This window comes from Wolbachia endosymbiont of Nasonia giraulti (genome assembly GCF_048054155.1).
Lineage (GTDB): Bacteria > Pseudomonadota > Alphaproteobacteria > Rickettsiales > Anaplasmataceae > Wolbachia > Wolbachia pipientis_C.
In genome coordinates, this window is the sequence record NZ_JAFEVH010000048.1 from 1 (window position 1) to 7,348 (window position 7,348).

Below are 7,348 nucleotides of genomic sequence, written 5' to 3' on the forward strand. Positions count from 1 at the left end.
AAAAGGTAGAGCAAAAGTGGATTACTGCTTTGCCTAATTGGGCTTTAACTATGTCTCAACTTGATATCTTTTTTCCTGGTAGGTTAAAAATTGAGTTGAATTGAAAATGCGGTTTGACACACTTTTTTGAACGTTCCCTTTACAGAAGCAATTTTTAAGAAAGACAGTTGTCCTTTTTCTGTTTTTTCTAGTAATACTTTATTTGCTTTGGTTTTGCTTAATTCACTATTAAGTGTTGTATTTTTACTTTTTAGATCTTGTATTTGTTGTTTTAGTGATTGATTCTCTTCACTGAGTTTATCAAGTATTTCTAACCGAGTCTCATGTCCAGCTAAGTCACTCTTTAATTTTTCTAGTTCTTTCTCAACATGTTTTAATTCTTTACCTGGCTTTTCTAACTTCCGAATTTGTCTATCTTGCAACTGAATTTGAGGTTGCAGACTTTCTAAAATTTGGTCATTAACTTCATTAGCTGTCCCGTCGTGATTTATTTCGGAGCAGAAAGAAGTATCAAATGTAGCCTCAGACTCTAGACCGCTGTCGTCACTACTAACGCTTTCACCAATAGGAGTCTGTTTACCACTACATGTAACACTTCCTCTTTGCGGTGACTCAAATTTTTCTACAATATTCTTAACACCAGCATGTAAGTATTGCTCACTTACTATATTGTCACTACTTCCACACGTAATGGGAGCCTGTTCACTACTACGTATGGTATTGTATTGTTTCACAGAATTTATAACATCTGCTGATATATCAGTTTTTTTCTTATGCTTTGCATAAAAATTTTCTTCTGCTTCCTCTAACATTTGTAATATCGCTTCCTTATTTTCTGTATTGCCTACCACCTCTCTTGGAGTCTTATTTTTGCTTTTTAATGAAGGATCAACTCGATTATCGTTTAGTAACCGTTTTACCATGTCTTTATGTCCACAAGAAGCAGCAATATGCAAAGCAGTTAGTCCATCATTTTTAGAACCATCTTTTACTCGAGCGCTAACACTTGCTTTCTTTTTTAGTAGAAGTTCCACTATTAACATAGTGTTGCATGCTGTAGCAAGATGTAACAACGTCCAATCTTCCGCAGCTTCTTCTGAAATTTTTATACTAAATTGATGTTCTTTACTAAAATTTTTACTAAACTTGTTGTACTCTCCTTCATCTTTTCCTTTTAACTCATTCTTTATTCTTTCAAGTAAATTATCTTCATCCAAACCTCCACTTTCACCTACCTCATTTATTATTTCAAAAAACTTCTGCTTCTCTATTGCCATAACCTTTCCCTCTAAATTTATTTTTATCCCTGCATAATCTCACAAAAAAGTTAAATTTATCAAAATTCTATATTTTATATAAAATAAAATTTGCTGTTTCCAAAAATTGGTAAGCATGTTTTTGATGAGATTGTAGAAAACATACTTTTATGACACCATTTGTTGTACGAACTAACTTGGCGAAAACAGATGTTTATATAGTTGTGTGGCAAAATGTTTTGCACTAGTTGTGCTATCTCGTTTTCCGTAATAGTTAAAAAAATTAGTAGCAAGTTGTTGTAAGTTTATGTATTTTTAGGCTGTAATGGTCAAAGGTACATGAAGTATGATCAGAGTTAAAGGTGCAAGAGAGCATAATTTGCAGGGTATTGATGTCAATATACCAAAAAATAAGTTAGTTATTATAACTGGACTAAGTGGTTCTGGTAAGTCTAGCCTCGCATTCGATACGATTTATGCAGAAGGCCAACGCCGATACGTCGAAAGTCTATCGGCTTATGCACGTCAATTTCTTAATATTCAAGATAAACCAGATGTTGAGTCAATCACAGGCCTCTCTCCTGCAATATCAATTAACCAAAAATCGATCTCAAAAAATCCAAGATCAACCGTTGGAACTGTTACTGAAATTTATGACTATCTACGCTTAATATATGCACGAGTGGGAATACCTTATTCGCCTGTAACTGGGTTGCCAATAACGAAACAGGCTGTATCTCAAATTGTAGATACTATTATAGCATTACCTTTAGAAACTAAAATATATATACTTGCTCCTATTGTGCGTGGCAGAAAAGGAGAGCACTTCAAAGAGATATTGGAAATTAAAAAGCAGGGTTACGTGAGACTAAAAATAGATGGTGAAACATACAATATAGATGACTTGCCTAAACTCGATAAAAACAAGAAACATGATATTTTTGTTATTGCAGATAGAATCTCCATATCAGATGATATAGGAAATCGACTACCAAGCAGTGTAGAATCAGCATTGAGGCTGGGCCATGGCTTAATGTATGCAGAAATAGTGAACTTACCTGATAACCACAATTCCGAGTATAAAAATGGTCAAACTTTAACTTTCTCAGAGAATTTTGCATGTCCTGAGTCTGGCTTTACTCTTGAAGAAATAGAGCCAAGATTGTTTTCTTTTAACAGCCCCTACGGTGCATGCAGTTCATGCAATGGGCTCGGTAAAAAACTAAGTGTTGATGCAAAGCTAATAGTGCCAGATGAAACGCTCTCGATATCTGAAGGTGCTTTAAAGCCAATTGGATCAATATTCCGTCAAGTGCATACAAACTATGGATTGCTAAAAAATGCAATTCTATCACTGGCTGAAAATTGCAAATTTAGCCTTGATGTTCCGTGGAAGAATATAGACCAAAAAGTGAAGGATTTAATACTTTTTGGCTCTAGAGAAATGAAATTTCAAGGTTTGGTCAGTATCCTAGAACGCCAGATGGATTACGATGCATCACTTATTGATAGGTATTGTTCTGTTACTGACTGCAAAGAATGTGCTGGCTATAGATTGAGAAAAGAAGCACTTACAGTGAAAATTGACGAAAAACATATAGGTGAAATATCAAGGCTCAGCATCGATGAATCCCTTAAGTGGTTTGGAAATTTATCAGACAGACTTACAGAACAACAAAGGCAAATTTCAAATAAAATATTAAACGAAATAATCAAAAGGCTGACATTTTTAAAGAATGTAGGGCTAAATTACCTTACACTTGACCGTGAATCTAGCACTCTCTCTGGTGGTGAAAGCCAGAGGATCAGGCTTGCTTCGCAAATTGGCTCTGGTTTAACAGGAGTGCTATACGTGCTTGACGAACCCTCAATTGGCCTTCATCAATGTGATAATGATCGATTAATTGCCACACTTAAAAATCTGAGAGACATGGGTAATACTGTGATTGTTGTTGAACATGATGAAGACACAATAATGGCTGCTGATTATGTGATTGATATTGGTCCTGGAGCTGGCGTGAATGGAGGAAAAATCGTTGCAGAAGGAACACCAGATCAGGTACAAAAAAATTTAGAGAGCATAACAGGACAGTATTTAAGTGGAAAGAAGGAAATTTCAATTTCAAAAAGAAGAAAGCAAACAACTCAGTTCATAAAGGTAGTTAACGCATGTGAGAATAACTTAAAAAATATAAATGTTGAATTTCCTATAGGGAATTTTATTTGTGTTACTGGAATATCAGGAGGAGGAAAATCAAGTTTAGTAATAGAAACACTATATAAATACTCAGCACAGAAGATAAATCATTCATCTGCAAAGCATGGTAAATGCGATAAAATAGAAGGCCTTGGGTATATAGATAAAATTATAGAAGTTGATCAGTCACCAATTGGTAGGACTCCAGCATCAAATCCAGCGACATATGTTGGTATGTTTACTCACATCAGAAATTGGTTTGCAGGTCTCCCAGAGTCGAAGGCACGAGGTTACAATATAGGCCGATTTTCATTTAATACCAAGGGAGGAAGATGTGAAGCTTGTAAAGGTGATGGGCATTTAAAGATCGAGATGCATTTCCTACCGGACGTTTATGTGAAATGTGAGCAATGTAGAGGACAGAGGTATAACCGAGAAACATTGGAAGTTACTTACAAGGGAAAATCAATTTCTGATGTGCTTGATATGACAATAGATCAAGCATGTGACTTTTTTGAAAATCTTCCAATGATAAGGGAAAAGTTGATTTCTTTACAGGAAGTAGGGCTTGGCTATATAACGCTTGGACAGTCGTCAACAACGTTGTCCGGGGGTGAAGCACAACGAATAAAGCTGTCTAAGGAACTATCAAAGCGATTTACCGGGAAAACATTGTATATTCTCGATGAGCCAACAACTGGGTTACATTTTGAAGATGTAAATAATTTACTGAAAATACTCCATAGGCTAGTTGATTTAGGAAATACTGTTATAGTTATTGAGCACAATTTACATGTTATAAAAACTGCTGATTACATAATAGATATTGGTCCAGAGGGTGGAGCAAAAGGTGGCGAAGTGGTTGCTGTAGGAACTCCAGAAAAAGTTGCACAGACTCCAAAAAGCGTTACAGGCAAGTATCTTAAAACATATTTATTGGATCAAGTATCGACTATTTCTTAATAATTAGGTTATGAGGAGCATTTTAAAAGGTATACCTAACATATTTAATTCATGAATCTTCTCTTATTAAAAAAAGCTACAGATCTCATATTTCCAAACGTATGCGTAAGTTGTGAACGTATAATTGATAAAAGTTATGATTTATGTAGTGAATGCAATAAAAAAATCAATTTTTTAACTAAGCATTACTGTAATGTTTGTGGTGTAGTAATTCCAGATAACATTGATACATGTGGTAGATGCATCAGTAACCCTTCACCATTTAAAGTATTAAGATCAGTTTTTGCCTACGATGAACATAGCAAAAATATGATTATGAATTTTAAATTTTTTGATAACTTAAACTACATGAAAGTCTACGCAAAGTGGATGTACAAAGCTAACAAAGACATGTTTCAAAATGCAGAGGTCATAATTCCCATACCGCTACATAAAATACGCTTATTTAAACGTAAATATAATCAAGCAGCATTGCTCGCGAAGGAATTAAGTAAGTTATCTCATTTATCTTATACACCATTTGCAATAAAACGTATTCGTCACACTGTACCTCAAGCTGGTCTTTCACTTAAAAGGCGTGAAAAAAATTTGAGAAAGGCTTTTAAAATAAGCAACAGCGAAATTATCAAAAACAAAATCGTGATATTGGTTGATGATGTAGTAACAACTGGTGCAACTGCAAGGTCTTGCTCTCAGGAAATTTTAAACTCTGGTGCAAGAGAAGTGAGAGTGTTATCGCTTGCAAGAACTATATGAAAATCAGTTTTAAGGTATAATTTTCATTTTTGAAAACTGTTTAGTGTCTTAGTACTAACTTCTGTATCATTCCTCTTAAAAAAAGTCTAGTTATAGTGTATACGGAGTCTATAATTATAGCTCTTTTTCTAATAGTTCGAACAGGTGGATATTCTTTCTGGCTCAATTTTTTATAGCAAACCAATGGTTTGGTTAAAATCAGGAGAATATGGAGGCAGATATATAACTTCAGCACCGACACTTTTAACAAATTCACTTATTTTCTATGAAAAGTTGCATTATCCAAAATCACCCAGCAAAAAGCTTGAACTAGCTATTAAAAACGTCTGTATCGCAGTAGCCTTCAAAAATCATGGGCGCCATAATTTTTCCCTTATTCAAAGCTGCAATCACATTTTTGAATACTCACTGCATTCAGAAAAAAATAGGTACATGCTAGTGTAATAGCACTGGATATAATAATTGGAACAAGTAAAAAAGCCTCTATTAGTTTTCTTATAGAGCTGGCTGGTTTAATGCTGTTATTATTTAATGATGCAAAATAATTTTCACTAAGGTTGGCCATCCATTTTGCGCCAGATAAGACCCTCTCACTATTTTTTTTAGATAAGTTGACTTGTATTTGCTTTCCCATGTTTATAATTATGCTAATAATAAATATGATAAGATCAGTATAAATTTTTTACTTCCGTGTTTTTTCTATTGTTGCTTATAATGACTATAGTTACATCACATATTTCTTTCAATTAAATGGATCAGTTATTTATTGCAAATCACTGACTTTTTTAATGGATTCTTTTTCTAAATAATTTCCAAAAATGTGTTTACTTTTGTTTGTAATTGTGTAGTAACTGCAACGTAAAGTTATAGGAGGTAAAGATGGATTTTGAAAATCTGAAAAAGATATTAAGTGCAATTGATAAAGATGCAAGTGTAAATAAAGATAACGTAATTAATAAAATAAAAGAGGTATTGCGAAGGGAAGATACAATAGCGTATCAAGAGTGGGAAAATAAAAATTTTAGTATAAATCATACATTCATCCAAAGTGATCCTGATGCCGAATTTACATTATTAATTGCAGCTGCAGCAGCTGGCTGTAAGGATTTAGTGAATGTTTTATTAGATAGGCATGCGGATGTTCATGTAGAAGATGAAAATAGAGAGACTGCTTTGCATCATGCCGTTTATAGTAGATGTGTAGGTGTAGTAAATGCTCTACTAAAAAAAGGTGCGGATGTTAATGTAAAAGATAGAAGTGGTGGTACTCCTTTGCATTATGCTACTATATATGAACTCATAGATGTAGTAAATGCTCTACTAAAAAAAGGTGCGGATGTTGATGTAAAAGACAGAAGTGGTAGTACTCCTTTGCATTATGCTACTATATATAAATTCATAGATGTAGTAAATGTTCTACTAAAAACAGGTGCAGATATTAATGTAAAAGATGAAAATGGTAGTACTCCTTTGCATTATGCTACTTTAAGTAACCATGTAGAGGTAGTAGATGCTCTGTTAGCTGAAGGCGCAAGTGTTCATGTAAAAGATAGAAATGGTAGTACTCCTTTGCATTATGCTGCTAAAAATGGCTATTTAGAGATAGTAGATGCTCTACTAGACAGAGGTGCAGATGTTTATGAAAAAGATAGTTTGCAGAAAACTCCTTTGTATTATGCCATTATAAATCACCAAGAAGATACGGTAGAGAGTATAAAAGGGTTTTTAAAAAATAAAGTAGTTCAAGGTAGTGTAGTTGTTGGTGGCTTAGTTGCCATGTTAGGGAATTTTGTAACATCGACGCTTTTTATAACCGAGACGATGGAAATTACATTAACATCTGTTACGGTAGCAATAGCTGTATCTGCATCAACAGCATTAACATCTGGTTATGCTAAATATCTAATGTCAAAATTCGATAACGAAATAAAAGAAATAAAAGAGCGACAAAACGTAATGGAAGGGAGGCAAAGCTTAACAGAAGGGTGGCAAAGTGTAGATATACAAAGCATACGTATACATAATGCTCTTTCGTAACGGGAACGTTCAAAAAAGTGTGTCAAACCGAAAAAAAAGTAATAAATTGATATAAAAAATGGAGGTTTGATATGAGTCAAGCAAATAGAACTACTGGTTTGGTAGATTATAAAGAATTAGAAACAAATATCCTGTCATC

4 protein-coding genes and 1 pseudogene are annotated in these 7,348 nt (G+C 34.0%); 3 read left to right on the plus strand and 2 right to left on the minus strand.

The window, feature by feature from the left end; all coding sequences use genetic code 11:
- Nucleotides 1-83: 83 nt before the first annotated feature.
- Nucleotides 84-1,277 carry an ankyrin repeat domain-containing protein gene (locus JR312_RS05325; protein ID WP_416647907.1) on the minus strand — a complete coding sequence of 398 codons (1,194 nt, stop codon included), beginning with the start codon at nucleotides 1,275-1,277 and terminating at the stop codon, nucleotides 84-86.
- Nucleotides 1,278-1,602: 325 nt separating this feature from the next.
- Here JR312_RS05325 and uvrA point away from each other — a divergent pair, with 325 nt between their 5' ends.
- Together uvrA and JR312_RS05335 are read left to right on the plus strand one after the other, a co-directional pair.
- On the plus strand, nucleotides 1,603-4,416 hold the full coding sequence (uvrA, locus tag JR312_RS05330; RefSeq protein ID WP_416647908.1) for an excinuclease ABC subunit UvrA: 2,814 nt from the start codon (nucleotides 1,603-1,605) through the stop codon (nucleotides 4,414-4,416).
- Nucleotides 4,417-4,467: 51 nt separating this feature from the next.
- Nucleotides 4,468-5,172, plus strand: a complete 705-nt coding sequence (locus JR312_RS05335; protein WP_416647909.1) for a double zinc ribbon domain-containing protein — start codon at nucleotides 4,468-4,470, stop codon at nucleotides 5,170-5,172.
- A gap of 165 nt (nucleotides 5,173-5,337) precedes the next feature.
- Here JR312_RS05335 and JR312_RS05340 read toward each other — a convergent pair.
- Nucleotides 5,338-5,568: pseudogene (locus tag JR312_RS05340) on the minus strand (transposase); the annotation flags it as partial.
- Between the two features lie 483 nt (nucleotides 5,569-6,051).
- On the opposite strand from JR312_RS05340, the gene JR312_RS05345 reads away from it, so the two are divergent.
- Nucleotides 6,052-7,209 carry an ankyrin repeat domain-containing protein gene (locus JR312_RS05345; RefSeq protein WP_416647910.1) on the plus strand — a complete coding sequence of 386 codons (1,158 nt, stop codon included), beginning with the start codon at nucleotides 6,052-6,054 and terminating at the stop codon, nucleotides 7,207-7,209.
- Nucleotides 7,210-7,348: the final 139 nt, after the last annotated feature.